Source organism: Bacillus cereus group sp. MYBK108-1, assembly GCF_051917185.1.
Classification (GTDB): domain Bacteria; phylum Bacillota; class Bacilli; order Bacillales; family Bacillaceae_G; genus Bacillus_A; species Bacillus_A cereus.
This window is the reverse complement of record NZ_JBQAHZ010000001.1, coordinates 90,537-114,449: the sequence shown is the minus strand read 5'-3', so window position 1 is coordinate 114,449 and position 23,913 is coordinate 90,537. Positions and strand designations below refer to the sequence as shown.

The window sequence follows — 23,913 nt, the reverse complement described above, 5'->3', positions numbered from 1 at the left end:
GAGAAACCGAAATAGGGGTGAAAATGATGAATACATTAGAAATTAAAAATTTAACGAAAAAATTTGGTGATTTCATCGCAGTTGATAATATGTCTTTATCTATTAAAGAAGGAGAAATATTTGGCTTTTTAGGATCAAATGGTGCTGGTAAGAGTACAACGATAAATATGATTGCTGGTTTGTTAAGAAGTAATGAAGGTGAGATTAGCATACTAGGAAAAAATATAAAGAAACATAATCGATTTGCGAAAATGAATATCGGTATTGTTCCGCAAGATATTGCGATTTATGAAGAGTTAACTGCCTATGAAAATGTGAAATTCTTTGCTGGATTGTACGGATTACGAGGAGCCGAATTAAAAGCTAGGGTAGAGGAAGCTCTTCAATTTGTAGGACTTAGTGATAAACAGAAAAGCTATCCGAAGAACTTTTCTGGTGGGATGAAGCGAAGACTGAATATCGCTTGTGCAATTGCTCATAGACCGAAGTTAATTATTATGGATGAGCCGACAGTTGGAATTGATCCACAGTCAAGAAACTACATTTTGCAGTCAGTACGCAAATTAAATGAAATGGGAAGTACAATTATTTATACGAGTCACTACATGGAAGAGGTAGAAGAGATTTGTACGAAAATAGCGATAGTAGATCATGGTAAAGTAATTGCAGAAGGTACGAAAGAACAGTTAAAAGCAATTATTACTGACACGAAAGATATTTGGATTGAAGTGAAATCGGTAGAGAATTTAGATGTAGAAAAATTAAAAGAGATAAACGGTGTGAAAGCAGTTCAAATTGAAGAAAACGTAATTAAAGTGAATTCTGATGCGGGATTAAATAATTTAAATAAAATCATTCAACACTGTATCAATCATGATATTGAAATTCGTTCATTAGAGGAGCAGGCTCCCAACTTAGAAACAGTATTCCTTACATTGACGGGAAGAAACTTACGAGATAAATAAAAAGTAAATGAAGAAAAGGTAAAGGGAGGTTCATCAATTGAACATCTTCAATATTGCAATTATGCATATTAAAAGAGATTTCAGAGACGTAAGAACTTTAGTTTTTATGTTAGCATTTCCGATTGTGCTTATGCTTGTGTTAGGAACAGCTTTAAGTAATGCATTTAATAGCGATAGTCAATCGATTAAAGATATACAAGTTCTATATAAAGATGAAGCGAGTAACACGTTTTCTCAATCATTTGAAGCATTTACGAAAGAAGTGGATAAATCAGGTGTTCATTTTAAAAAAGCTTCTGGCAGTATAGATGGGAAAGAAGAAGTGAAGCAAAATAAATATGCTGTTTATGTAGAGTTAAATAAAGATGGTGCAAAATTTTATGGGAGTGACAAAAGTAGTATTGAGGGAAGTATTGTGGAAGGAATGCTTACAACATTTGTTGATAAGTACAATGTAGCGGTCGAAGTTGCAAAAGTAGATCCTACTAAGGTTAGTACGGTTATTTCAAACGGAAATCATAATGATTATATAAAAGAAACATCTTTACAAGCTGCGAAAAAACCAGGTTCTATGGATTACTATGCGGTTGTAATGACAACGATGATTGCACTATATGCTGCGATGGGAGCGAGTTCTTTAATTCGAGGAGAACGAATACGTAAAACAGGAGATCGTCTCATTGCTGCACCTATAAGTAAAGCTGAAATATTCATTGGAAAAGTACTTGGTAGCCTAGTAGCAAACGCCCTTTGCGTATTACTTGTCATGTTATTTAGTAAATTTGTATTTCAAGCGAATTGGGGCGACCACCTTGGAATCATATTTATTATTTTATTAACACAAGTCTTTCTAGCAATTAGCTTTGGTTTAGGGATCGGGTATATTACGAAAACAGCTGAATCATCGAGAGCAATTATTCTTGTTGTTATACAGTTAGCTTCTATTTTTGGTGGTGCATACTTCGTAGTAGAAGAAAATTTCATTACGAACTTATCACCATTAACGTGGGCAAACACAGCTGTCATGAAAATTATTTATGCAAACGATGTAGGAGCGGTACTGCCAGTAATATGTTTAAATCTTGGGATTTCAGCACTCTTTTTATTAATTGCAATTATTGCATTACGTAGACGGGAGGGGCTATAGTATGAAAGATATTTTATGGCTCATACAAAAAACGCTATCTGTCCTTTTGAAAAATAAAAAAGGGTTATTCATTATTATTAGTTTACCGATAATCGGAACACTCATCTCTTTTTCGATATACGGAAATGCGGGGCAAGGCACGTTAAATATCGGGATTGTAAATAAGGAAAATGAGCCGATAGCAAATGATACGATAAAGTTTTTAGAAGGATTAAATCATGTGAAAGTGAGTAAGGTTAAGGAGTCGGAAGTAGAAGATAAACTCACTTCCAAAAAACTTGATGGAGTTATTACATTACATTCTGGTTTTTCAAAAAGTGTTCGAGAAGGGAAACCAGATCATATTGAAATTGCATCGATTAAAGGTGATCAAGTAACAGCATTTATAAAATCATATTTATATAACTATATTGATAATGTAGTAGCTATTAGTAAAGTAGCAGGAACAGATCAAAGTACATTTGATACTATGTACGCAGGCTATCAAAAAAGTGCATTTAAGATGAAAACTGCAACGCTAGAAGATACTTCGAAAAATAAAGATATGACAAATCAAACGATGGGTTACCTTATTATGTTTATGCTGTTTTCAGCAGCGAACTTATCAGGTTCTATTTTAAAAGAAAAAGAAAATAGAACGTACTTTAGACTCCTATCAACACCGATAGATGGGAAGAGATTTATATTATCTAATGTCGGAGTAAATATGATGATGCTAACAGTACAAATTCTAATTACAACCCTATTCCTAACGAATGTTTTTCATACGAATATCAATATGCCTTTCATAGTGATGATTGGCGTACTCATGCTATTTGCTTTAATAGCGATTGGAATATCGTTAGTCCTTGTCGCTTTTTCGAAAAACTCAGCATCGGCAAATACGATGCAAAATCTGGTCATTGTACCAACTTGTTTACTTGCCGGATGTTATTTTCCATATGACATTATGCCAAAAGCGGTACAAAAAGTAGCTGATTTCCTTCCGCAGCGTTGGTTGCTAGACACGATAGCAAAACTACAGCAAGGAATTCCATTTTCAGAGTTGTATGTAAACATTTTAATCTTATTCGCCTTTGCGGTAGCATTCTTCTTAATTGCTATTTATAAGTTTGGAAGAAATAATGATGCGAGAAACTTTGTTTAATATGAAAAGGGTGTGACGTTAAGTCACATCCTTTTTTGTATGAAGCATGAAATCTGGATTTGAATGCCAAAATAGAAGGATGGAAAGAAAAATGAGCGAAAGGAAATCAAAATGATTAAAAAAATATTACGAATTACTTCTATTATTATTGCTATTTTCGCTTTTATTTTAATTTGTATGCATATTGATGTTAATTTAGGTAGGAAAATGGAAACTGGGAAAAACATGCCAACAGAGTATGCACCTCATTATAGTGATTTTCAATTATATGTAGAAGGAAAGTCATTTTATAAACGGTTATTTACTGATATAAAAGAAGCGAAACAATCTATTTACACTTATTTTTTTATTTTATCGGATGATAAAAGCAGTCATACTTTTTTGAACTTATTAAAAGAAAAGGCAAGAGAAGGAGTAAACGTATATTTATCTGTCGATTTACTTAACGATTTATCATTTGAAAGAAAGATGAAAAAAGAATTACAGAAAAATGGTGTGCATTTTACATATAGTAGAAAACAGGAATTACCATTCGGGTTTTATTCCCTTCATCATCGTAATCATCGCCGCATTACAACGATTGATGGAGAGATTGGTTATACAGGTGGTTTTAATATAGGGGATGAGTACTTAGGGAAAGATAAACACTTTGGGTACTGGAGAGACTATCATGTACGGATAAAAGGAGAAGGTGCAAAAGATTTAGAGGAACAATTTGCTTTAGATTGGAAACGAGATACGAAAGAAGATATAAAGAGAAGTACGAATAAAGCTAGTAAAGGGAATACATTACATACTATGGTTAGTTATAATGGGCATCACGTCGCTGAAAAATATATAGATCTTATAAAACAAGCTCAGCACTCCATTGTAATTGCAACGCCGTATTTTATAGCGAAAAATAAAGAATCCATGAATGCTTTAATCGCAGCACAAAAGCGTGGTGTTACAGTAAAAATACTTTGGTCATATAAACCAGATCTACCTCTTATAAAAGAAGCGGCGTATCCATACATACGTCAAGCTGTTAATAATGGGATTACTGTATATGGGTATAAAAAAGGAATGTTCCATGGTAAATTAATGCTTATTGATAATGAATTAACCGTTATTGGTACAACAAACTTTACTTCGCGTAGCTTCAATATAAATGATGAAATGAATTTTTATATTTATGGTGGTCCTATTGTAGGACAAGTTAATAAGACGTTAGCAGAGGATTTTCATGATTCGAAAGAAATGACGAAAGAGTTTTTTGAGAAGTTATCTTTTTGGGAGCGTTGTAAGGAGAAAGTGGCGGGATTGGTTGACTTCTATTTGTGATGATGAATTAGGAAAGGGTGCCTACAAAAGGCACCCTTTTTTGGTGGGAAATCATTATTTTTCATGCACCAGCATCGTAACATCATCATTAATCAACGTCCCCACATGTTCGCCTAAACATATTTTCTTCATGACACCAGGCTCATCAAAGTTAAAGACATGTGCTGGTAAATTATAGTCCCGGGCAAGCAGTAATGCCGCTTGATCCATGACTTGTATATTTTGTCTAACAACATCATTATAGTTTAGTTTGCTGTACATTTTTGCTGATTTATTATGCTTTGGATCACTTGTAAAGACGCCATCTACTCCTTGTTTTGCGACTAATATTGCGTCACTATTCATTTCAATGGCCCTTTGAACACTTGGGTAATCTGTCGTAACAAATGGTTGCCCGTTACCACCTCCAAAAATAACGATATACCCGTTATCTAAATGGTGGACTGCACGCAAGCGAATATATGGTTCAGCTACAGCATTAAATGGAATGGAAGTCATAACGCGTACTTCTCTATTTGTTTTACTTGTTAAAACACCGCGAAGCATTAAGCTGTTAATGATTGTACCTAACGTACCGATATTATCAGCTTCTACGCGATCGATTCCCCATTCTTCAGCTAGATGCCCCCTAAAAATGTTACCGCCACCGATGACGATGGATACTTCGATACCTAAATCAACAATGGATAAAATTTCGTTTGCGATATGTTCTAATCGTTTGGAGTTAAAGCTATTTCCAGTTTGATCGGCAAGTGCACCGCCGCTTAATTTAATTAAGACACGTTTATATGGTCTCATAACAATTCCCCCTATATAGATCGCAGTCAACTCCCCCCACTGAGATAAAGCCTTTCAGTGGGGGCTTGAGTTCGAACACTAGGTCTTTTCGTCTATCGCTAGACAGTTTGACGCTCTAGCATTCATGCTACCTTATGGTAACACCCCGAGTCTGTTTTTGGTTGGTACTGACAACGAACGATTGTTTTCCCACTTGCATCACCCTTTCGAAAAAGAGCAGTTCTCCCTTATGGAAGAAGCCACCACTCAGATGAATCCGGCGTGTGCTACAAGCCCCGACAAGTCGCGTACACATGGATGGTTGACGCACCCACTAAGCTATGCACAAAGCAATAGCCTTACGTTTTTGCACTTCTAATAGAATCGGCGTTTTCACTTTGAGATTGCCATCCAATTCTACAACTCCTGACTTTTTCAATGTATTCAGCGCACCATTAATATCAGCATGGATACATGTTCCTGCTTTACTTTGATACAGACCACGCGTAATTCGTTTGCCGCTAAAGCGATATTGCGTCTTATCATCCTTAGACCAAACTGGAACCGGATCCTTATCAAGAAAACTAGCTTTTGAAGTATAGCTTTCTTCTTGTTTGAAAAAGCGAATGCCTTCTTTTACACATTTATTCTCAATCGCTGCAATCAATTTCTGAAATGGGATTTGAACAAACTTTTGATTATTCTTTTTCCCCATATGAGAGTTTTGTTTCCAACCAGCGTTATACCCTACAACAATCGTATCTATATCGAATTCTTTCACTTTTTTGAACAACAGACCTACTGTTTGTGCAATATAACCGTTTATTTGTCTTTCTCGTTTATGCCAAAGTGCGGCCATTTTATTCGTTATAATACGTTTTGAAATTCCATTGTCCATATTTTTCTGCCCTAGATTACATATCATTTTGTTGAAGTATTGATTTATGGATTTTAGTTTTTTCCCATCCATTAAGAGGGCATCACCTGTATTGGTTACGCAACTTAACAATCTGTCTACACCTAAATCGCAACTCAAAGCGTTACTAGTGGTCGTAGGTGGTTTCTTCATTTGAGAAACGTGCATTTCATATGTATAATGCACCTCAAAGAACCGACCTTTTTGCTTTGGTACAATCTCAATGTAGGAGATGTTTTTATTTCTTAAGTTTTTTGGCATACGTATTTTAATAGAACCGAATTTTTTTCTGAATGCAACATTCATCGGAATCATCCAATACCCGTTCTCATCCACTTTTGGCACTTGATAGATTTCAATAATTCGTTTGTCAGTGGAACGAGAATAATTCGGAAACTTAGGACGCCCTGTGAACTGCTCAGTTTTTTTCTTCCACTGTTCCAACGCTTTAAAAAAGCTCTTCACTTCTGTAAACAAGGCTCTACGAATCGCTTGAACCGAATTTGATTGAATGCCCCAGTAATTCATATCGGCTTGCATGGCAGTATCCACTTCTCTTATAGTAGCCATTTTATTATGATTCAAGTAACTTTGTTTAATCGTGTACAATCCAACATTTCGCAATGCTTTTGAACTATGTGACATGCGTTGCAGTAAGCGGAATTCTTTAGCAGTCAAGCAAGCTCGCCCAATATTTTGTTTTTGAGTGAATCGTTGTATGATTTCTCTTTTCTTTTGTTTACGTAATACTTTCACTGCTTTCTTTCTGGCCATTGTTTTCACCGTCTTTCTTAGAGGACTCATTAAAAATTTTTTAACAAATCCATATTTGGAACGAAATGAAACAACATGCGAACATGTTCTTCATCGTAATTCCTTTTGACTCAAGTAGCTGAATGATAAGCATTATCCAATTTCGTTGTCTTACAATCTATTCCCTCCTCTCCTTATCTACGCAGATTATATCGTAAGACAAAAAAACAAACATTCGCACTCAAAAAATTATTATGAGCGAAACAAAAGAGTTCAGCCTACCTTCTGACGGCAATTCATCTCCACCTGAATTGTTGAGTTTCACCCGTAACACAAATCGGAGGGAGTCTTCTTGCCGAAAAGGATAAAAAAAGGAACAAAGGCAAATGCCCTTGTTCCTTTTTAAGAAAATGAAAAAGAAAAGAAGAAGATAAGACGAATTGTTTTGTATAGTTTTTCATATCATCCACTCCTTTTCATTTTGAGTTGTTTTAAGTATATATCTTTTTGATTATACGAAACAATCTGATTACTTATCAAGTTTATTTTATCGTTTTTTAACAAAATGGTGTCAATGAAAAAAAGAAGAAAAATATTTGAATTTTTTGTGACGAACTTGTAGGTTTTTGTATGATTTTGTAGGTTCGCTTATAAGATGTGTGAGTAGCTTTTATAAATTCAAATTGAAAGCGTTCGCATGAAGGGGATGAACATAAATGAAAAAATTCGGATTGGCAACACAAATTTTTGTCGCGCTTGTTTTAGGGATTGTAGTAGGGGCAGTCTTTTATGGCAATAAAACGGCGATTTCTTATATCACACCAATTGGGGATATATTTATTCACTTAATTAAAATGATTGTAGTACCAATTGTTATTTCAGCATTAATTGTTGCGGTAGCCGGTGTAGGCGATATGAAGAAGCTTGGGAAATTAGGCGGGAAGACAATTCTTTATTTCGAAATCATTACAACGATCGCTATTTTAATGGGGTTACTCGCGGCGAATATATTCCAGCCAGGTACTGGCGTTGATATGAATAACTTACAGCAAAGTGACATTTCTTCTTATAAACAAACAGCAGATGCTACAGAGAAGCAAGGATTCGCTGAGACGATTGTTCATATCGTACCGAAAAACGTATTTGAATCGATTGCACAAGGTGACTTATTACCGATTATTTTCTTCTCAGTATTATTCGGTTTAGGAGTCGCAGCAATTGGAGAAAAAGGAAAGCCTGTTTTTAACTTCTTTGAAGGTGTACTCGAAGCGATGTTTTGGGTTACAAATCAAGTGATGAAATTTGCACCATTTGGTGTATTCGCATTAATTGCGGTTACGGTTGCAAAATTTGGTGTAGCAACACTACTTCCTTTAGGAAAACTAGTGCTAGCTGTATACGTAACTGTTATACTATTCGTTGTGATTGTATTAGGTATTAATGCAAGAATGGTTGGCGTAAACATTTTTACATTAATGAAAATTTTAAAAGAAGAACTTATTCTTTCATTTACGACAGCAAGTTCAGAAGCTGTTTTACCTAATATAATGAGAAAGATGGAAGAGTTCGGTTGTCCAAAGGCAGTTGCCTCTTTCGTAATTCCGACAGGTTATACATTTAACTTGACTGGATCGGCTATTTATCAAGCGTTAGCGGCATTATTTGTTGCACAAATGTACGGTGTGCACATGTCACTGACAGAGCAAATAACGTTATTATTCGTTCTCATGTTAACATCCAAAGGTATGGCGGGAGTTCCAGGTGCATCGTTCGTTGTTGTATTAGCAACGTTAGGTTCAATGGGGTTACCACTAGAAGGTATCGCGTTAATTGCGGGAATTGACCGCATTTTAGATATGATTCGCTCATCTGTCAATGTATTAGGAAATGCATTAGCGGCCATTGTTATGTCGAAGTGGGAAGGCGAATTCGATAATGAGAAAGCAAAACAATATGTAGAAACAGTCAAAGAAACAAAAGCAGCATAAGAAATCGTTAAGGAGTGAATAATCATGGCAACATTAACTGAAGTTAAAAATGGTGTTCGAATTGAAAAAGACTTTTTAGGTGAAAAAGAAGTACCAAACTATGCATACTACGGCGTACAAACAATGCGTGCAGTTGAAAACTTCCCAATTACAGGATACAAAATCCATGAAGGTTTAATTAGAGCGTTCGCAGTTGTAAAAAAAGCTGCAGCGCTTGCGAATACAGATGTAGGAAGATTGGAATTGAACAAGGGCGGCGCGATCGCAGAAGCTGCTCAAGAAATTCTCGATGGAAAATGGCATGATCATTTTATCGTAGATCCAATCCAAGGCGGAGCAGGTACTTCAATGAACATGAATGCAAATGAAGTCATTGCCAATCGTGCGCTTGAATTATTAGGAATGGAAAAGGGAGACTATCATTATATTAGTCCAAATAGTCATGTAAACATGGCGCAATCAACAAACGATGCATTCCCAACGGCGATTCATATCGCAACATTAAACGCATTAGAAGGTTTATTACAAACGATGGGTTATATGCACGATGTATTTGAATTAAAAGCAGAACAGTTCGATCATGTGATTAAAATGGGTCGTACGCATTTACAAGACGCTGTGCCAATTCGTCTTGGACAAGAATTTAAAGCGTACTCTCGTGTACTTGAACGTGATATGAAACGAATTCAGCAATCACGTCAACACTTATATGAAGTGAACATGGGAGCAACTGCAGTTGGTACAGGCTTAAATGCAGACCCAGAATATATTGAAGCAGTTGTAAAACATTTAGCTGCAATTAGTGAACTACCACTAGTTGGTGCAGAAGACTTAGTAGATGCAACGCAAAATACAGATGCATACACAGAAGTATCTGCAGCACTGAAAGTATGTATGATGAATATGTCTAAAATTGCAAATGACCTTCGCTTAATGGCATCAGGTCCACGTGTTGGTTTAGCAGAAATCATGTTACCAGCTCGTCAACCAGGTTCATCTATTATGCCAGGGAAAGTAAATCCTGTTATGCCAGAAGTTATTAATCAAATTGCGTTCCAAGTAATAGGTAATGATCATACAATTTGCCTTGCTTCAGAAGCAGGACAATTAGAATTAAACGTGATGGAACCAGTACTTGTTTTCAACTTACTGCAATCGATTAGCATTATGAATAACGGTTTCCGTGCCTTTACAGATAATTGCTTAAAAGGAATTGAAGCGAATGAAGATCGCTTAAAAGAGTATGTTGAGAAGAGTGTAGGAATTATTACAGCCGTGAACCCTCATATCGGTTATGAAGCTGCAGCTCGCGTTGCGAAAGAAGCAATCGCGACAGGGCAATCCGTTCGAGAACTTTGTGTGAAAAATGGTGTATTGTCACAAGAGGACTTAGAGTTAATTCTAGATCCATTCGAAATGACACATCCAGGGATTGCAGGAGCAACTCTTTTAAAGAAAAATTAAAAGAAGAGGGGGGACAAGCCCCTCTTCTTTGTTTACAATATAGAAATGCTATATATGAATAGAGGTAGGGATGTTATGAGCAAGTTTACAGTAGCTTCTAATGGTGCATTAGAAACAACATTAAGAGGAGCAGAAGTATTATCAACACCACTTTTAAATAAAGGGGTAGCTTTCACACAAAATGAAAGAGAAGAGTTAGGTTTAAAAGGGTTATTACCGCCAGCGGTTTTAACGTTAGAAGAACAGGCACGCCGAGCATACGAACAATTTAGTTCTCAGCCGGATGATTTATTAAAGAATGTATACTTAACTGCGTTACATGATCGAAATGAAGTATTATTTTATCGTATATTAACAGATCATTTACGTGAAATGTTACCGATTGTATATACACCAACTGTCGGTGTAGCAATTCAAAGATATAGTCATGAATATCGTAAACCACGTGGCGTTTATTTATCAATTAACGATTCATCAGGTATCGAAGAAGCATTTACCAATATCGGTGCAACAGCTGAGAACATTGATTTAGTCGTTGTAACAGATGGAGAAGGCATATTAGGAATTGGTGACTGGGGCGTTGGTGGTATTAACATCGCAATCGGAAAATTAGCTGTTTACACTGCTGCAGTTGGAATCGATCCTAGTCGTGTATTACCAGTAATTTTAGATGTAGGTACAAACCGTGAGGAGCTATTAAACAATCCATTTTATATTGGAAATCGTCACCCTCGTATAACAGGTGAAGCTTACGATGAATTTATTGATACGTTTGTACAAGCGGTAAACAAACAATTCCCGAAAGCACTTTTACATTGGGAAGACTTTAGCTCTCGTAACGCACGAAAAATTTTAGATAAATATCGTCATGATGTTTGTACATTTAATGATGATATTCAAGGTACAGGTGCAGTTTCACTTGCGGCAGTATTATCGGCAGTGAAAGCTTCTGGTGTACCGCTAAGTGAACACCGCGTTGTTGTATTTGGTGCTGGTACGGCTGGAATCGGTATCGCAGATCAAGTTAGAGATGCGATGGTCCGCGTAGGCGTATCTGAAGAAGAATCATATAAGCGTTTCTGGTGTATTGATCGTAACGGGTTAGTTACAGATAATATGGAAGATCTTCTTGATTTCCAAATTCCGTACGCAAGAGAAGAAGCAGAAGTAAGTGAGTGGAAAGAAAATGATGTGATCGGACTTGCTGAAGTTGTGAAACATGTAAAACCGACAATTTTAATTGGTACATCTACTGTTGCAGGTGCATTTAAAGAAGAGATTATTAAAGAAATGGCTTCTCACGTAGAAAGACCAATCATTTTACCAATGTCGAATCCAACGCCACTTGCTGAAGCAAAACCAGCAGATTTAATCGAGTGGACAGAAGGAAGAGCGTTAGTTGCAACAGGAAGTCCATTTGAACCAGTTACATATAACGGTGTAACGTATGTGATTGGACAATCAAATAATGCACTTATTTTCCCAGGGCTTGGTCTTGGAACAATTGTAGTACGAGCAAGCGTCATGACGGATGGAATGTTCGCAGCGGCTGCTGAAGCAGTTGCAAGTATGGTAGATACAAGTCAGCCAGGAGCACCTATTTTACCAGAGGTCGAAGAATTACGTAATATCTCAGAAATGGTTGCAATTGAAGTAGCGAAAGTTGCAGTTGCAGAAGGTATTGCAAGAGTGAACTTAAGTGATAACGATATCAAGATGGCAGTGCAAGAAGCAATGTGGAAGCCAGAGTATCGCCAAATAAAAGCGGTAGAAAAGGTTAGAATATAGAAAAAAAGCCCGTTTATAACAATAAGCGGGCTTTCACTTTTACTACTGAAAAAAAGTATAGGAAGTGTCACCTTTGAATTGGAATCAATTATGGAAGAAAGATATGTCCCTTTTAATTATATTAATGGTCGTTGTTCCGATTGCTGGGGAGCTGAACTTTCATCCCTTTAATGATACGTTTCGAGTTAGCTTCGGTACACCGCTATTCTTCTTTTTATTATTATTTTTAAGAAGAGTACCAGCAGGAGTTGCAGGTATTCTTGTTGGTATATCTGTAGTCTTATTCCGAGTATGTCTTGACTGGATCATGCAAGGTTCATTTCATATGACAGAATCATTTTATTTGCGTTATCCTGTGTTCTTCTATTATTTTATTTATGGCAGTTTTTTTTCGCTTTGTAGGGTAAATAAGTTCCATCAGAAACCAATCATTATTGGATGCCTTGGAATTTCAATTGAAATTGTTGCAAGTATGTCAGAACTTGCGTTTTATCACATGTTAGTACTAGGTACAACAATAACGATTTCTGAAGTGAATAAACTTATTATTATTGCTATTTTTCGTAGTTTCTTTGCACTTGGTTTTTTAAATATGATGAATTTATATGAAACGAAATTAAAAGAATCGCAAGTTCGAAAAGAAAATGAAAATATGTTAATGCATCTTTCTAATTTATATGTGGAATCTGTTCATTTGAAAAAGACGTTACAAAATGCGGAGTTAATTACACAAGAAGCATATCAACTATATCGAAATTTACAAGTAAGCGCTGATTCAAGTAGTAAAACAGCATTGAAAATAGCGGGGGAAGTGCATGAAATAAAAAAGGATAATCAAAGGATATTTGCAGGATTATCTAAACTGTTATTAGATAAAAATGTGGCTGAATATGTAGAAGGACATGAGTTAGCAGAGATGATTGTTAGAATAAACGAGAAGTATGCTGAAATGCTAGAAAAGGATATACGTTTTTCTAAACATATAGAAGGTGAGCATGCTGCATACCACGTGTATACAGTTCTATCAATTTTTAATAACTTAGTTGCAAATGCAGTTGAAGCAATTGAAGATAAAGGTTTCGTTATTATTAAGCTATATAAAAGAAATCAGCATATATTTTTTGAAGTAATTGACGATGGGCCTGGTATTACACAAAAGTATAAGAAATTAGTATTTAAGCCAGGATTTACTTCCAAGTATGATCAAACGGGAACACCGTCAACTGGTATTGGGCTTTCTTACATAAATGAAATGGTAACAGAGCTAGGCGGAGAAGTGAAATTAGAAGACCGAGAAAATAAAAGAGGATGTAAGTTTATCGTTTGTTTACCAGAGGATAGTTTAAAGCAGGAAGGGGAATAGATTTGTTTTATTATATCGTAGACGATGATGAAGTTTTCCGTTCGATGCTTTCGCAAATTATTGAAGATGGAGATCTTGGAGAAGTAATTGGTGAGGCGGATGACGGAGCTTTTATTGAAGCGGATCAACTAAATTTTAAAAAAGTAGATATTTTATTTATTGATTTGTTGATGCCGATGAGGGACGGAATTGAAACAGTTCGTCACATTGCGTCAACTTTCACGGGGAAAATCATTATGATTTCTCAAGTGGAATCGAAGCAGCTTATAGGTGAGGCATATACACTTGGTGTAGAATATTATATTACAAAACCATTAAACAAAATCGAAGTTGTATCTGTTGTACGCAAAGTGATGGAGCGTATTAGATTGGAGCGTTCTATACATGATATTCAAAAATCATTGAATAACGTGTTTCAGTGGGAAAAGCCGCAATTGCGTACTGAACCAGTGCAAGAAGGAAAAAAGATAGGGGATTTAGGACGCTTTTTACTATCAGAACTCGGTATTGCGGGAGAGAATGGAAGTAAAGATTTACTTAGTATGCTGGAATATTTATATGGTCAAGAAAAGGCACAGACATTTGAGTTTGGCTTTCCTGCGTTAAAAGAAATTTTTCATCATATTACGATAAGGAAATTAGGGGATCTAGCTTTAGAGGCGGATATTGATAAAGAGAAAAAAGCGTCTGAACAAAGAGTACGTCGAGCTATTTATCAGTCGTTAAATCATTTGGCTTCTTTAGGATTAACAGACTTTTCAAATCCAAAATTTGAAAGCTATGCTCCAAAATTTTTCGATTTTACCGTAGTTAGAAAACGGATGACAGAAATGACGAAAGATGAACTCGCATCTTCTGGTCATACGCGAATTAATACGAAGAAGTTTATTCAAGTGTTGTATTTTGAGGCGAAGAGGTTGATGGAGATAGAGTGAAGAAGATGCTTATAAATAAGCATCTTCTTTTGTTAAATCAACATTTTATATTTTCTCGTGGAGCATGTAAAATGTTAAGTAAGAGAAAATGGTTTTATATTAAGGAAGTGTCAAAGCGATGAGTTTCACATTGAATAAATCGATTATTAAAGAAGTGTGCGGAGAGACCTCATATAAAAGAGGTGAAGCCTATTATAAATCAAATAAAGTGATAATAGATCATTACGATGAAAATAAAGAAATTTGTGAGGCGACAGTAAAAGGGAACGAGGATTTCCATGTTACAGTAGCAAAAGCCAAAAAGGGTGATGTTGTTGCAAAATGTAGTTGTCCTTCATTAGCGTCTTTTCAAACGTACTGTCAACATGTTGCAGCAGTATTAATACAAATAAACTATAATCAACAAACAGGTGGAATGAGCTCCACTAGTAGCAGAAATGATCAATTGACAAGTGGTATGTTTCAGCTGTTTGCAGACAAACCACTGAGGCCAAAAAGTAAACAACACCGTTTTGATACACGTGAAATATTAGATATTGAGTTTATATGTACACCAGTTGCTACGAGAAGTGGTGGGGCTCTTCTTGGAATTCAATTGAAACTTGCCAAAGTGTATTTCATAAATCATATTAGAGAATTTCTTTCTAAGGTGGAGAAAAGAGAGTCTTTTCATTGTTCAAATGAATTTACATATACACCAGATGTACATAGTTTTAAACAAGAAACGGATGCGATTATTCAGCAGCTCATTAAAATGTATCATAACGAAAAAATGTATGAAGATACGCTAGAAGTACATGCGAAACAAGATGAAAGTATGATATTTATACCACCAGCTTCATGGAAAGATATGCTCTTTTCACTTTCTAAAGCTGAATATGTACAGCTGAAACAAAATGAACAACTGTTTCAGGGATTACAAGTTTCAAAAGGGTTGTTGCCGTTACACTTTGAATTTACGAAGGGAAATAATGGCGGATTTACACTTCATATAGAGGGTTTAAATCGTGTACAAGTTATGGATATGTATAACAATGCACTTTACGATGGGAAATTATATCACTTACACATTGAAGATTGTATGCGACTTATTGAATTACAAAAGATGATGAGTCGCTCAAATAGTAATCAGTTTTATATTCCAGAAAGTAAGATGGAACATTTCGTCGCGAAAGTTGTACCAGGATTAATGAAGCTCGGAACTGTACACATTGATGAAGTAATATCGGATCGTGTTGAAACACCTTCGCTAAAAGCGAAATTGTATTTAGACCGCGTGAAAAATCGCTTATTAGCAGGTCTTGAATTTCACTATGGGAACGTCATGATTAATCCGCTAGAAGAGGATGGACAGCCGTCTGTTTTTAATCGTGATGAGAAAAAGGAAAAAGAGATTTTAGACATTATGAGTGAAAGTGCTTTTGCAAAAACAGAAGGCGGTTACTTTATGCATAATGAAGAAGCTGAGTATAACTTTTTATATCACGTTGTGCCAACATTAAAAGGTTTAGTTGATATTTATGCGACAACAGCAATCAAATTGCGAATTAGTAAAGGGGATGCAGTTCCTCTTATTAGAGTGAGAAGAAAAGAAAGAATTGATTGGTTGTCATTTCGTTTTGATATAAAAGGAATACCAGAAGCAGAAATTAAAGGTGTATTAGCGGCCCTTGAAGAGAAACGTAAATATTATCGATTGGCGAATGGTTCGTTTTTATCGCTAGAGAGTAAAGAGTTTAATGAAATTAATCAGTTTATAAAAGAATCAGGTATTCGGAAAGAATTTTTACATGGAGAAGAGGTAAATGTTCCGCTTATTCGAAGTGTAAAATGGATGAACGGACTTCATGAAGGCAATGTTTTAAGTTTGGATGATTCTGTTCAAGAGTTAGTAGAAAACATTCAAAACCCGAAAAAATTAAAGTTTGCTGTGCCAAATACTTTAAATGCAGAAATGAGAAAGTATCAAGTATATGGGTTCGAATGGATGAAAACACTTGCTCATTACCGTTTTGGCGGTATTTTAGCAGATGATATGGGACTTGGAAAAACGTTGCAAAGCATTGCTTTTATAGATTCTGTTTTGCCTGAGATTCGAGAAAAGAAACTGCCGATATTAGTCGTTTCACCATCATCTCTTGTTTATAATTGGTTTAGTGAATTGAAAAAATTCGCCCCGCATATTAGAGCAGTTATTGCAGATGGAATTCAAGCAGAGCGCCGGAAAATTTTGAAAGATATAACGGAATTTGATGTTTTAATTACGTCATATCCATTACTGAGAAGAGATATAAGATTGTATGCAAGACCATTTCATACACTATTCCTTGATGAAGCGCAGGCGTTTAAAAACCCTACAACGCAAACGGCAAGAGCTGTGAAAACAATTCAAGCTGAATACCGTTTTGGGCTAACGGGTACACCTGTAGAAAATTCATTAGAAGAGCTATGGTCTATCTTCCATGTCGTCTTCCCAGAATTATTACCAGGAAGAAAAGAGTTCGGTGATTTAAGGCGTGAAGATATAGCGAAGCGAGTGAAACCATTCGTATTAAGACGATTAAAAGGGGACGTATTAAATGAGTTGCCAGAGAAAATAGAGCACTTACAATCATCGGAGTTATTACCCGATCAAAAGAGTCTTTATGCTGCTTATTTAGCGAAGTTAAGGGAAGAAACGTTAAAGCATTTAGACAAAGATACGTTACGTAAAAATAAAATTAGAATTTTAGCTGGTTTAACGAGATTGCGACAAATTTGTTGCCATCCTGCTTTATTTGTTGATGATTACAAAGGAAGTTCAGCTAAATTTGAACAACTGTTAGAGATTTTAGAGGAATGTAGAAGTACAGGAAAGAGAATATTAATTTTTTCTCAATTTACGAAGATGCTTTCCATTATTGGTCGTGAGTTAAATCGCCAAGCAATTCCATACTTTTATTTAGACGGGAGTACACCAGCACAGGAACGTGTAGAGCTGTGCAATCGGTTTAACGAAGGAGAAGGGGATCTATTTCTCATTTCTTTAAAAGCTGGTGGTACCGGACTTAATTTAACTGGTGCAGATACAGTAATATTATACGATTTATGGTGGAATCCAGCTGTTGAACAACAAGCGGCTGATAGAGCGTATCGAATGGGGCAAAAAAATACAGTACAAGTTATAAAGCTAGTAGCCCACGGAACAATTGAGGAGAAAATGCATGAACTGCAAGAAAGTAAGAAAAATTTAATTGCTGAAGTGATTGAGCCAGGAGAAGAAAAATTAGCATCCATTACGGAGGAAGAAATAAGAGATATTTTAATGATTTAATATGAAAAAGCTATGCTTTCACATGTGAAAGCATAGCTTTTTGTTGTAATAATTATATTTTGTTTTGTGCAAAGTAAAGAAATCAAATGTTATTTAAATTACTTCTTTGTACCTTTACTTTTGTATGGTTTGGCAGCTGCCTTTTTCTTTGCACTTGATTGCCAACGGTTCCATCCTTTACTTCCTGTACCTTGTCCTACACCTTTTTTCGGTTTTGCTTTCGTTTTACTCATATGATCACTCCGTTATATAAAAATCTTATTTGATAATAGTCAATGATTTAGAAAATACTCTTTATAAATGACTATGATTGCTGTAAGTAAAAATAAACTGCTTGAATGCTATAGTATAACATGAATTTGCAAGTAAACTGAAAGGAATTATAAAGAAAATGAAAATAATAAGAAATACTGCAGATTCTATATTCCGAACGATCACATTAATTGTTGTGTATACGTTAGTTTCGGTCAGTGAAACATTTTTGGGATTGACGAGGCAGAAAAAGTAAAGATGTTAAATTAACAACAATCAATAAAGCCGTAAAATAAAGAATTGAAAAACATTTTAAAACTTTTTGTTGACTTTCTTTATTTTTTGTATAGAATAATCATTAATAAAATGTTTCAGAGATGTGACAACAAAACGACTATGAAAGGACGAGTAGTAGTAGGACGTAGTTTAAGCGAGTCAGGGGTGGTGTGAGCCTGATACGAAGCCTATTATGAAGAACCTCCTGGAGTTGCTAACCGAAATCCTTTATAGGAAAGTAGACTTAGCCGGGAACTTCGCCGTTACAAGAAGAACAGTATCGAGATATTTCATCTCCGTATTGTATAAGTGAGCAACCTCTGTTGCTAATTTGGGTGGTACCGCGGAACCAAAGCCTTTCGTCCCAGTTTTTTGGGAAAGAAGGGCTTTTTTTGTTGGCTTCTTTTCACAACATCCAAACATTTTAGGAGGAAACCACCATGTATCAATCATTAATGACAGTAAGAGAGACTCAAATCGCAATTAAGGAAGTTAAAACATTTTTCGAGGACCAATTAGCAAAACGCCTTGAACTATTCCGCGTATCTGCACCATTATTCGTAACGAAAAAATCAGGATTAAACGATCACCTAAACGGTGTAGAACGTCCAATTGAATTTGATATGTTACATTCAGGAGAAGAATTAGAAATTGTTCATTCACTAGCGAAATGGAAACGATTTGCATTACATGAATACGGATATGAAGCTGGTGAAGGTTTATATACAAACATGAACGCGATTCGTCGTGATGAAGAACTTGATGCAACGCATTCCATTTATGTTGACCAATGGGATTGGGAAAAAATCGTTCAAAAAGAATGGCGTACTGTTGAATACTTACAAAAAACAGTACAAACAATTTATGGAATATTCAAAGATTTAGAAGATCACTTATTTGAAAAATATCCGTTCCTTGGAAAGTATTTACCGGAAGAAATTGTTTTCGTTACTTCTCAAGAATTAGAAGATAAATATCCAGAATTAACACCGAAAGATCGTGAACATGCAATTGCAAAAGAACACGGTGCAGTCTTCATTATCGGAATTGGTGATGCACTTCGTTCAGGTGAAAAGCATGACGGACGCGCAGCTGATTATGACGATTGGAAATTAAACGGTGACATTTTATTCTGGCACCCAGTACTACAATCTTCATTTGAGTTATCATCAATGGGAATTCGTGTTGATAGTAAATCACTTGATGAGCAGTTAACGAAAACTGGTGAAGACTTCAAACGTGAGTATGATTTCCATAAAGGTATACTAGAAGACGTACTACCATTAACAATCGGCGGTGGCATTGGACAATCAAGAATGTGCATGTACTTCTTACGTAAAGCACATATCGGTGAAGTTCAATCTTCTGTATGGCCTGACGATTTACGTGAAGCTTGCAAGAAAGAAAACATTCATCTGTTTTAATAGAAGTAAGGGAATAGCTTAAATATAGAGCTATTCCCTCTTTTTTATAAAACTTCACTTGCTTATTTATTACCGAGTTCTTCCGCCAAACCGATTAAAATTCCTTCGACTCCACGAATGTAGCAGAGACGATACGAGTTCTCGTACTGAACTACTTCGCCAACGAGCTCTGCACCATGCTTAGTGAGTCTGGATACCATTTCGTCAATATCTTCAACGGTGAACATGACGCGTAGATAACCGAGGGCGTTTACAGGAGCTGTTCGGTGATCTGCTATAGTAGGAGGGGTGAGAAATCGCGAAAGTTCAATTCGGCTGTGGCCATCTGGAGTGACCATCATAGCAATCTCTACGCACTGAGAACCGAGTCCAGTTACGCGACCAGCCCATTCACCTTCGACATTTGCTCGACCTTCGAGATTCAAGCCAATCTCCTCAAAGAAAGAGATTGCGTTATCAAGGGATTCTACAACGATGCTGACATTGTCCATTCGTAGTAATTTGTTTTTTGCCATAGTCTTATCTCCTTATGTATAAAAGTTTATTATTTAATTATCCTCATAATTATACTACTAAGTAGTTACAAATTCCTTTCAGTCAAAAACACCTTGTCACAGTATAGGAAAATGTGACAAGGTGTTTTTTAATATATCATATAGCATCTTGTTAACGAATAGCTTTTTATTTAATAGGAAGGAAGTAGATTAATATGTTTTTTTTATAAGCGTTACTAAACATATCAAATTAGCTCATTTGCACGAAAGGCTCAATTTTCGCCATAAATGATTGATGCAGCGCCTCAACGCCTGTTACTAAATGAAGGCGGTCAATAACGACAGACACTTTAATTTCTGATGTACTTACCATTTTAATATGAATATCTTCTTCTTTTAAAGTAGTGAACATATTTGCAGCGACACCTGGGTTAGATACCATGCCAGATCCTACGATTGATACTTTTGCTAAGTGATTTTCATGTTCTACAGATTCGTAGTGAAGAGTTTCTTGATTTTGTTCCAATACTTCTAATGTTTCTCTTAAATCATTCGAGTGAATGGAGAAGGAGAGATGAACAGTTTCTTCATTTGTAATACTTTGAATGATGATATCTACATTAATATGTGCCGCTGCTAATGTAGAGAAAACAGTTGAAAGTGAACCTTGTTCTAATCCTTTCACTGTGATGCGTGTAATATTATCTTCAAATGCAATACCTTTAACGATTGATTGTTGTTCCATGTTACATTCTCCTTTTACAATTGTTCCGTTTTCTTGTTCCATACTTGAGCGAACTTCTAAAACTACGTTATGATTTTTAGCAAACTCAACAGCACGCGGGTGTAATACGCCAGCACCGAGGTTTGCAAGTTCTAACATTTCGTCATAAGAAATTTCATCTAATTTATAAGCATCTTTTACAACTCGTGGATCCGTCGTATATACGCCGGTCACATCTGTGTAAATATCACATTTTTTTGCGTTTAGTGCAGCAGCTAATGCGACAGCAGTTGTATCAGAACCGCCTCGTCCAAGCGTTGTAATTTCAAAATCTTCACTGACTCCTTGGAAACCAGCTACAATAACAATCGTACCTTCAGCAAGATAAGATTGAATACGATCTGTATGAATGTCAGTAATCCGTGCACTACTATGTACAGATTCTGTCGTAATACCAGCTTGCCACCCTGTTAATGAAATTGCATGATAGCCTTTTGCTTGCAGTGCCATTGTTAATAATGAAATAGTTACTTGTTCTCCTGTAGATAGAAGCATATCCATTTCACGTTTACTTGGATTTTCTGTGATAGCGTTAGCGAGTGCGACAAGTTCATCTGTGCTTTTTCCCATTGCTGAAACGACAGAGACAATGCTATGACCTCGTTCATATTCTTCAATAATTAAATTTGCTACATGTTGAATGCGTTCGACGCTTCCGACAGAAGTGCCACCGAATTTTTGAACAATTGTTTCCATTACAGATTCCTTCTTTCGTCTATTTTTAAGAATAGATTAGGAAATATATAAATCCCAATACTCCTGTAGTTACCAGAAAGACAAACAAAAAACACCATCTCAAATAAGTGAGGATGGTGCTGTTACAGGAAAAGGGAAACAGAAAACGGAGCTAATAAAAAAAACCGCCAAAAAAGGAATATCATAAAAAATGATATCTCTTTTTTGTAGATAGCTCTTCATACGTACACGTCTGTACATATGACAGTTCTGTTTCTATTCGAAAACAGCCCCAATTGATAAATGCAGAGAAACTTATCAATTTCGGCAATACTTCCTTTCATCTAAGTTCATAGACATCTCTGTGTCTCCATTAGAATACTCATAAGTATCGCAACCTCTATCTCACGTTTTAGGCGAGAGTGTTTGATTTATGAAGTTGTTGGTAACATTTGTTTTATAATAATTTAAATTTTTCGGGGAATCAAGTGTTTTATATATATTTTAAAAATTCTTTCTTTTTTTGAGGAAGTTTGTGAAAAATGTAGCAAAATAAATTCATTGCATGTACATTAAACTTATAGTGCATAGGAGGTGGGGAGAATGAAAAGGAAACAGCCTATTTATGTTGCGACAAAAATGAACACGACGATGGAAAAATTATGGGAATATACGCAAGAACCACATATACATACAGAGTGGGATGCTCGCTTTACTGAAATTTCGTATTTAGAGAAAAAAGAAGGGGAACCACAGAAGTTTTTGTATAAAACAAAGATTGGATTTGGGCTTGAAATAGTTGGAGAGGGGGAATCAATAGGTGAAATAAGAAAAGAAACTGGTGAAAGAATTTCTTCTTTAAAATTTTGGACGGATAATACATTATCTCTTATTCAAATAGGACGTGGTTATTGGAAGTATACGCCCAATAAAGAATACATCCATTTTGAGACACAATATGATTATGATACAAGATTTGGTCGTATAGGAAATGTGGTAGATTCCTATATTTTTCGTCCGTTATTAGGTTGGGCGACTGCTTGGAGTTTTGATGCTTTAAAATTGTGGTTAGAAAAGGGGCTTCATCCTAGGTTACTAATTAGAAGAACAATGACGTATTGGCTCGTATGTTTTTTATTTGCTTTTGTATGGATATATCAAGGGATAGTGCCAAAACTACTGTTTACTCATTTAGAAGAAGTAAAGATGCTTTCTTTATTAATCGATTCAAATGAAAGTAGTGTATGTATACTTAAAATAATTGGGGTGTTAGAAATAATTTTCGGTGTCGTATGGCTGTTGCCACTAACAAAACGAAAATTATTTATACTGCATATTATTGTATTACTAGTTTTAACATTTGCGGCAGGATTTACGAATATCGCAAGCTTTACAGGGCCGTTTAATCCGATTACATTAAATGTTCTTTTAATGGGGTTATCAATTGTCGGTTATATAAATAGTTTCGATTTACCAAGCGCGAAAAATTGCAAAAGAGCGAGAAAGGGATAAGTGTATGGCTAATATGTATGAACGATTATTAGAGGATACCTATAAAAATCTTCATCCTGAATTGCAGAAGCGTTATGCGATTACAGAAGAGAATAGTTTTACAGGGGAAGGAAAGATGGATGAAATTTACGGTGGCTCTTTTTTCGTGAAATTTATATTGAAAATTGCATCGAAGTTTCGAATGTTTTTCTCGGAACGAGGAGAGGAAATTCCATTTACGATACAAAACATAGCTGAGCGAGATGAATATGGACAAGAATTAGTAAGGTGGAACCGTACTTTTTATTTCCATAATAAGAAAAGATATTTTAATGCAGTTATGCAGTTTGATGAAAACAAAAATGAAATTGTAGATTATTTTGGCGAACCACATTTACTCGTTTCTACACTGCATTTTCATATCGATGAGTTAGGGGCAATGCATATTTCTTCAAAGAAACAATGGTTTTATATGTTTGGAAGAAAAATGCCGTTACCAAAATTTTTGTATGGTGAAGCAAAAATTGTTGAAAGTTATGATGCAACACTACAGTGTTTTAGAATTCATGTACAAGTACGAAACCCGTTAATTGGCTCGCTTTTTTCATATAAGGGAACATTTGTGGAAAGGAAATAAA

General features: G+C 35.6%; 18 protein-coding genes, 1 riboswitch and 1 other annotated feature. Of the genes, 13 read left to right on the top strand and 5 right to left on the bottom strand.

From position 1 onward, the window contains the following. Positions 1–26: 26 nt before the first annotated feature. The 4 genes from ACTFSL_RS00495 (at position 27) to ACTFSL_RS00480 (ending at position 4,582) form a co-directional block, all read left to right on the top strand. Positions 27–965: an ABC transporter ATP-binding protein gene (locus ACTFSL_RS00495; protein WP_001093818.1), complete on the top strand. Its 939-nt coding sequence runs from the start codon at positions 27–29 to the stop codon at positions 963–965. Between the two features lie 37 nt (positions 966–1,002). Next, positions 1,003–2,112, top strand: coding sequence for an ABC transporter permease (locus ACTFSL_RS00490; protein WP_001020146.1), 1,110 nt, complete (start codon positions 1,003–1,005; stop codon positions 2,110–2,112). A gap of 1 nt (position 2,113) precedes the next feature. Beyond that, positions 2,114–3,259 (top strand): ABC transporter permease, encoded by a 1,146-nt coding sequence (locus ACTFSL_RS00485; protein ID WP_061457018.1) that lies wholly within the window; start codon positions 2,114–2,116, stop codon positions 3,257–3,259. Between the two features lie 111 nt (positions 3,260–3,370). Continuing rightward, a complete protein-coding gene (locus ACTFSL_RS00480) occupies positions 3,371–4,582 on the top strand; it encodes a phospholipase D-like domain-containing protein (RefSeq protein WP_000591890.1) in 1,212 nt (403 codons plus the stop codon). A gap of 54 nt (positions 4,583–4,636) precedes the next feature. Here ACTFSL_RS00480 and pyrH read toward each other — a convergent pair whose 3' ends face one another. Together pyrH and ACTFSL_RS00470 are read right to left on the bottom strand one after the other, a co-directional pair. Continuing rightward, a complete protein-coding gene (gene pyrH, locus ACTFSL_RS00475) occupies positions 4,637–5,380 on the bottom strand; it encodes a UMP kinase (RefSeq protein ID WP_001248059.1) in 744 nt (247 codons plus the stop codon). A gap of 313 nt (positions 5,381–5,693) precedes the next feature. Next, positions 5,694–7,049 carry an RNA-guided endonuclease TnpB family protein gene (locus ACTFSL_RS00470; protein ID WP_088338906.1) on the bottom strand — a complete coding sequence of 452 codons (1,356 nt, stop codon included), beginning with the start codon at positions 7,047–7,049 and terminating at the stop codon, positions 5,694–5,696. A gap of 695 nt (positions 7,050–7,744) precedes the next feature. Here ACTFSL_RS00470 and ACTFSL_RS00465 point away from each other — a divergent pair. The 6 genes from ACTFSL_RS00465 (at position 7,745) to ACTFSL_RS00440 (ending at position 17,879) form a co-directional block, all read left to right on the top strand. After that, positions 7,745–9,016 carry a cation:dicarboxylate symporter family transporter gene (locus tag ACTFSL_RS00465; RefSeq protein WP_000713289.1) on the top strand — a complete coding sequence of 424 codons (1,272 nt, stop codon included), beginning with the start codon at positions 7,745–7,747 and terminating at the stop codon, positions 9,014–9,016. 24 nt (positions 9,017–9,040) lie between these two features. Then, the gene (aspA, locus tag ACTFSL_RS00460; protein WP_000224205.1) at positions 9,041–10,480 is read left to right on the top strand and encodes an aspartate ammonia-lyase; all 1,440 of its coding nucleotides are present in this window, start codon (positions 9,041–9,043) and stop codon (positions 10,478–10,480) included. A gap of 75 nt (positions 10,481–10,555) precedes the next feature. Further along, on the top strand, positions 10,556–12,268 hold the full coding sequence (gene malS, locus ACTFSL_RS00455; protein ID WP_119684180.1) for an oxaloacetate-decarboxylating malate dehydrogenase: 1,713 nt from the start codon (positions 10,556–10,558) through the stop codon (positions 12,266–12,268). A 64-nt stretch (positions 12,269–12,332) separates the two neighbouring features. Beyond that, complete coding sequence (locus ACTFSL_RS00450) at positions 12,333–13,631, top strand: sensor histidine kinase (RefSeq protein ID WP_002023846.1); 1,299 nt, start codon at positions 12,333–12,335, stop codon at positions 13,629–13,631. 2 nt (positions 13,632–13,633) lie between these two features. Beyond that, entirely contained in the window at positions 13,634–14,566 is a 933-nt protein-coding gene (locus ACTFSL_RS00445; protein WP_000500302.1) for a response regulator, read from the top strand. A 118-nt stretch (positions 14,567–14,684) separates the two neighbouring features. Beyond that, entirely contained in the window at positions 14,685–17,879 is a 3,195-nt protein-coding gene (locus ACTFSL_RS00440) for a DEAD/DEAH box helicase (protein WP_088338827.1), read from the top strand. A 98-nt stretch (positions 17,880–17,977) separates the two neighbouring features. Here the strand turns inward: ACTFSL_RS00440 and ACTFSL_RS00435 are convergent, their stop codons facing one another. Next, a complete protein-coding gene (locus tag ACTFSL_RS00435; protein ID WP_000047588.1) occupies positions 17,978–18,112 on the bottom strand; it encodes a DUF3934 domain-containing protein in 135 nt (44 codons plus the stop codon). Between the two features lie 406 nt (positions 18,113–18,518). Next, positions 18,519–18,777, top strand: a binding site (T-box leader). Between the two features lie 70 nt (positions 18,778–18,847). On the opposite strand from ACTFSL_RS00435, the gene asnA reads away from it, so the two are divergent. Next, on the top strand, positions 18,848–19,831 hold the full coding sequence (gene asnA, locus ACTFSL_RS00430) for an aspartate--ammonia ligase (RefSeq protein WP_000284917.1): 984 nt from the start codon (positions 18,848–18,850) through the stop codon (positions 19,829–19,831). A 62-nt stretch (positions 19,832–19,893) separates the two neighbouring features. Here the strand turns inward: asnA and ACTFSL_RS00425 are convergent, their stop codons facing one another. Both ACTFSL_RS00425 and ACTFSL_RS00420 read right to left on the bottom strand, forming a co-directional pair. Next, positions 19,894–20,346, bottom strand: a complete 453-nt coding sequence (locus ACTFSL_RS00425; protein WP_001107259.1) for a VOC family protein — start codon at positions 20,344–20,346, stop codon at positions 19,894–19,896. A 229-nt stretch (positions 20,347–20,575) separates the two neighbouring features. Further along, entirely contained in the window at positions 20,576–21,805 is a 1,230-nt protein-coding gene (locus ACTFSL_RS00420; RefSeq protein WP_088338826.1) for an aspartate kinase, read from the bottom strand. A gap of 203 nt (positions 21,806–22,008) precedes the next feature. Continuing rightward, positions 22,009–22,195, bottom strand: a riboswitch (Lysine riboswitch). Between the two features lie 192 nt (positions 22,196–22,387). On the opposite strand from ACTFSL_RS00420, the gene ACTFSL_RS00415 reads away from it, so the two are divergent. Further along, positions 22,388–23,296 carry a DoxX-like family protein gene (locus ACTFSL_RS00415; RefSeq protein WP_088338825.1) on the top strand — a complete coding sequence of 303 codons (909 nt, stop codon included), beginning with the start codon at positions 22,388–22,390 and terminating at the stop codon, positions 23,294–23,296. 4 nt (positions 23,297–23,300) lie between these two features. Further along, a complete protein-coding gene (locus ACTFSL_RS00410) occupies positions 23,301–23,912 on the top strand; it encodes a DUF4166 domain-containing protein (protein ID WP_088338824.1) in 612 nt (203 codons plus the stop codon). Position 23,913: the final 1 nt, after the last annotated feature.

Bases quoted from the DNA above. Each gene is read 5' to 3' on its own strand.
- aspA (WP_000224205.1), top strand. From the start codon at position 9,041: ATGGCAACATTAACTGAAGTTAAAAATGGTGTTCGAATTGAAAAAGAC.
- ACTFSL_RS00480 (WP_000591890.1), top strand. From the start codon at position 3,371: ATGATTAAAAAAATATTACGAATTACTTCTATTATTATTGCTATTTTC.
- ACTFSL_RS00470 (WP_088338906.1), bottom strand. From the start codon at position 7,049: ATGGCCAGAAAGAAAGCAGTGAAAGTATTACGTAAACAAAAGAAAAGA.
- ACTFSL_RS00435 (WP_000047588.1), bottom strand. From the start codon at position 18,112: ATGAGTAAAACGAAAGCAAAACCGAAAAAAGGTGTAGGACAAGGTACA.
- pyrH (WP_001248059.1), bottom strand. From the start codon at position 5,380: ATGAGACCATATAAACGTGTCTTAATTAAATTAAGCGGCGGTGCACTT.
- ACTFSL_RS00415 (WP_088338825.1), top strand. From the start codon at position 22,388: ATGAAAAGGAAACAGCCTATTTATGTTGCGACAAAAATGAACACGACG.
- ACTFSL_RS00485 (WP_061457018.1), top strand. From the start codon at position 2,114: ATGAAAGATATTTTATGGCTCATACAAAAAACGCTATCTGTCCTTTTG.
- asnA (WP_000284917.1), top strand. From the start codon at position 18,848: ATGTATCAATCATTAATGACAGTAAGAGAGACTCAAATCGCAATTAAG.
- ACTFSL_RS00495 (WP_001093818.1), top strand. From the start codon at position 27: ATGAATACATTAGAAATTAAAAATTTAACGAAAAAATTTGGTGATTTC.
- ACTFSL_RS00425 (WP_001107259.1), bottom strand. From the start codon at position 20,346: ATGGCAAAAAACAAATTACTACGAATGGACAATGTCAGCATCGTTGTA.
- ACTFSL_RS00440 (WP_088338827.1), top strand. From the start codon at position 14,685: ATGAGTTTCACATTGAATAAATCGATTATTAAAGAAGTGTGCGGAGAG.
- ACTFSL_RS00420 (WP_088338826.1), bottom strand. From the start codon at position 21,805: ATGGAAACAATTGTTCAAAAATTCGGTGGCACTTCTGTCGGAAGCGTC.
- ACTFSL_RS00465 (WP_000713289.1), top strand. From the start codon at position 7,745: ATGAAAAAATTCGGATTGGCAACACAAATTTTTGTCGCGCTTGTTTTA.
- malS (WP_119684180.1), top strand. From the start codon at position 10,556: ATGAGCAAGTTTACAGTAGCTTCTAATGGTGCATTAGAAACAACATTA.
- ACTFSL_RS00410 (WP_088338824.1), top strand. From the start codon at position 23,301: ATGGCTAATATGTATGAACGATTATTAGAGGATACCTATAAAAATCTT.